This is a genomic window from Acinetobacter sp. YH12219 (assembly GCF_013417875.1).
Classification (GTDB): domain Bacteria; phylum Pseudomonadota; class Gammaproteobacteria; order Pseudomonadales; family Moraxellaceae; genus Acinetobacter; species Acinetobacter amyesii.
Genome location: NZ_VPDC01000052.1, coordinates 1 through 3,646, shown reverse-complemented (window position 1 = coordinate 3,646; position 3,646 = coordinate 1). Strand labels below are relative to the sequence as shown.

Here is a 3,646-nt window from a genome sequence, read left to right as displayed (position 1 = left end):
GGCCAGGCCTCAGCATTTTATTATGGTGATCCCCTGGGCGAAATGCGCCTGGTAAGCAGAGTTTTTGAAATGTAAGGCCTTTGAATAAGACAAAAGGCTGCCTCATCGCTAACTTTGCAACAGTGCCACATCAAGGCCCGATCCTTGGAGCCCTTGCCCTCCCGCACGATGATCGTGCCGTGATCGAAATCCAGATCCTTGACCCGCAGTTGCAAACCCTCACTGATCCGCATGCCCGTTCCATACAGAAGCTGGGCGAACAAACGATGCTCGCCTTCCAGAAAACCGAGGATGCGAACCACTTCATCCGGGGTCAGCACCACCGGCAAGCGCCGCGACGGCCGAGGTCTTCCGATCTCCTGAAGCCAGGGCAGATCCGTGCACAGCACCTTGCCGTAGAAGAACAGCAAGGCCGCCAATGCCTGACGATGCGTGGAGACCGAAACCTTGCGCTCGTTCGCCAGCCAGGACAGAAATGCCTCGACTTCGCTGCTGCCCAAGGTTGCCGGGTGACGCACACCGTGGAAACGGATGAAGGCACGAACCCAGTGGACATAAGCCTGTTCGGTTGGTAAGCTGTAATGCAAGTAGCGTATGCGCTCACGCAACTGGTCCAGAACCTTGACCGAACGCAGCGGTGGTAACGGCGCAGTGGCGGTTTTCATGGCTTGTTATGACTGTTTTTTTGTACAGTCTATGCCTCGGGCATCCAAGCAGCAAGCGCGTTACGCCGTGGGTCGATGTTTGATGTTATGGAGCAGCAACGATGTTACGCAGCAGGGCAGTCGCCCTAAAACAAAGTTAACTCGAGGGAGAAATCGTGAAGTTATCACTAATGGCTGCCAAGTCGAAGAACGGTATTATCGGTAATGGACCAGATATTCCATGGAGCGCCAAAGGCGAGCAACTTCTATTTAAGGCAATTACATATAATCAATGGCTTTTAGTTGGACGCAAAACTTTTGAGTCAATGGGCGCTCTCCCAAATCGAAAGTATGCAGTTGTAACTCGCTCTAATTTTTCTACGAATGATGAGGGTGTAATGGTTTTCTCCTCAATTCAGGATGCCTTAATAAATTTAGAGGAAATCACGGATCATGTTATCGTTTCTGGTGGTGGTGAAATATACAAAAGCTTGATTTCCAAAGTAGATACTTTGCATATTTCAACAGTCGACATCGAGCGAGATGGAGACATAGTTTTTCCTGAAATCCCAGATACATTCAAGTTGGTATTTGAGCAAGATTTCGAGTCTAACATTAACTATTGTTATCAAATCTGGCAAAAGAGTTAACAAGCGCCTGCAATCTGACCTCCGGTTACTGTCACCTTTTTTTGCGGTGGAGCTGCAAAAAAGGCGCCATTAACCTCCGGCAGTTGAGGCGGGCGTTAGCCATATTATGGAGCCTCATGCTTTTATATAAAATGTGTGACAATCAAAATTATGGGGTTACTTACATGAAGTTTTTATTGGCATTTTCGCTTTTAATACCATCCGTGGTTTTTGCAAGTAGTTCAAAGTTTCAGCAAGTTGAACAAGACGTTAAGGCAATTGAAGTTTCTCTTTCTGCTCGTATAGGTGTTTCCGTTCTTGATACTCAAAATGGAGAATATTGGGATTACAATGGCAATCAGCGCTTCCCGTTAACAAGTACTTTTAAAACAATAGCTTGCGCTAAATTACTATATGATGCTGAGCAAGGAAAAGTTAATCCCAATAGTACAGTCGAGATTAAGAAAGCAGATCTTGTGACCTATTCCCCTGTAATAGAAAAGCAAGTAGGGCAGGCAATCACACTCGATGATGCGTGCTTCGCAACTATGACTACAAGTGATAATACTGCGGCAAATATCATCCTAAGTGCTGTAGGTGGCCCCAAAGGCGTTACTGATTTTTTAAGACAAATTGGGGACAAAGAGACTCGTCTAGACCGTATTGAGCCTGATTTAAATGAAGGTAAGCTCGGTGATTTGAGGGATACGACAACTCCTAAGGCAATAGCCAGTACTTTGAATAAATTTTTATTTGGTTCCGCGCTATCTGAAATGAACCAGAAAAAATTAGAGTCTTGGATGGTGAACAATCAAGTCACTGGTAATTTACTACGTTCAGTATTGCCGGCGGGATGGAACATTGCGGATCGCTCAGGTGCTGGCGGATTTGGTGCTCGGAGTATTACAGCAGTTGTGTGGAGTGAGCATCAAGCCCCAATTATTGTGAGCATCTATCTAGCTCAAACACAGGCTTCAATGGCAGAGCGAAATGATGCGATTGTTAAAATTGGTCATTCAATTTTTGACGTTTATACATCACAGTCGCGCTGATAAGGCTAACAAGGCCATCAAGTTGACGGCTTTTCCGTCGCTTGTTTTGTGGTTTAACGCTACGCTACCACAAAACAATCAACTCCAAAGCCGCAACTTATGGCGGCGTTAGACATCATGAGGGTAGCGGTGACCATCGAAATTTCGAACCAACTATCAGAGGTGCTAAGCGTCATTGAGCGCCATCTGGAATCAACGTTGCTGGCCGTGCATTTGTACGGCTCCGCAGTGGATGGCGGCCTGAAGCCATACAGCGATATTGATTTGTTGGTTACTGTGGCCGTAAAGCTTGATGAAACGACGCGGCGAGCATTGCTCAATGACCTTATGGAGGCTTCGGCTTTCCCTGGCGAGAGCGAGACGCTCCGCGCTATAGAAGTCACCCTTGTCGTGCATGACGACATCATCCCGTGGCGTTATCCGGCTAAGCGCGAGCTGCAATTTGGAGAATGGCAGCGCAATGACATTCTTGCGGGTATCTTCGAGCCAGCCATGATCGACATTGATCTAGCTATCCTGCTTACAAAAGCAAGAGAACATAGCGTTGCCTTGGTAGGTCCGGCAGCGGAGGAATTCTTTGACCCGGTTCCTGAACAGGATCTATTCGAGGCGCTGAGGGAAACCTTGAAGCTATGGAACTCGCAGCCCGACTGGGCCGGCGATGAGCGAAATGTAGTGCTTACGTTGTCCCGCATTTGGTACAGCGCAATAACCGGCAAAATCGCGCCGAAGGATGTCGCTGCCGACTGGGCAATAAAACGCCTACCTGCCCAGTATCAGCCCGTCTTACTTGAAGCTAAGCAAGCTTATCTGGGACAAAAAGAAGATCACTTGGCCTCACGCGCAGATCACTTGGAAGAATTTATTCGCTTTGTGAAAGGCGAGATCATCAAGTCAGTTGGTAAATGATGTCTAACAATTCGTTCAAGCCGACCGCGCTACGCGCGGCGGCTTAAAGAGATGGATCCGTAAATTTGAACAACTCCTATAAGTGATATTCTGCTCCTCAAATGATGTTATAAACATCAATATATGGAGTATTTTATGGCACGTAGACCAAGAAGAAATCATTCAAATGATTTTAAAGCTAAGGTAGCACTTGCTGCGATTAAAGCAGAAAAAACACTTGCTGAATTGAGTGCTGAGTTTGATGTTCATCAAAACCAAATTATTGACTGGAAAAATCAATTGATCTCAGCTTCCTCGCAAGCTTTCGATCAATCAAAAGCTCCAACAGAACCACCCATCGATCTAAAAAAACTACATGCAAAAATCGGTGAGCAGGCATTAGAAATTGATTTTTTAGAAGGTGTGTTGAAGA

At 46.4% G+C, this 3,646-nt stretch carries 3 protein-coding genes and 3 pseudogenes; 5 read left to right on the top strand and 1 reads right to left on the bottom strand.

Going from position 1 to position 3,646, the window contains the following annotated elements; all coding sequences use genetic code 11:
- A pseudogene (locus FTV04_RS16405) lies at positions 1-75 on the top strand (IS6 family transposase); the annotation flags it as partial.
- Between the two features lie 53 nt (positions 76-128).
- Here the strand turns inward: FTV04_RS16405 and intI1 are convergent.
- Positions 129-665 (bottom strand): annotated as a pseudogene (gene intI1 / locus FTV04_RS16400) (class 1 integron integrase IntI1); the annotation flags it as partial.
- Between the two features lie 155 nt (positions 666-820).
- Between intI1 and dfrA16 the strand changes: the two are divergent.
- The 4 genes and pseudogenes from dfrA16 to FTV04_RS16380 all read left to right on the top strand — a co-directional run.
- Positions 821-1,294, top strand: a complete 474-nt coding sequence (gene dfrA16 / locus FTV04_RS16395) for a trimethoprim-resistant dihydrofolate reductase DfrA16 (protein WP_032490158.1) — start codon at positions 821-823, stop codon at positions 1,292-1,294.
- A 164-nt stretch (positions 1,295-1,458) separates the two neighbouring features.
- On the top strand, positions 1,459-2,325 hold the full coding sequence (locus tag FTV04_RS16390; protein ID WP_001931474.1) for a PSE family carbenicillin-hydrolyzing class A beta-lactamase CARB-2: 867 nt from the start codon (positions 1,459-1,461) through the stop codon (positions 2,323-2,325).
- A gap of 117 nt (positions 2,326-2,442) precedes the next feature.
- A pseudogene (locus FTV04_RS16385) lies at positions 2,443-3,281 on the top strand (AadA family aminoglycoside 3''-O-nucleotidyltransferase).
- An 88-nt stretch (positions 3,282-3,369) separates the two neighbouring features.
- The coding region (locus tag FTV04_RS16380; protein ID WP_171498601.1) for a transposase at positions 3,370-3,646 on the top strand (277 nt) is incomplete at its 3' end.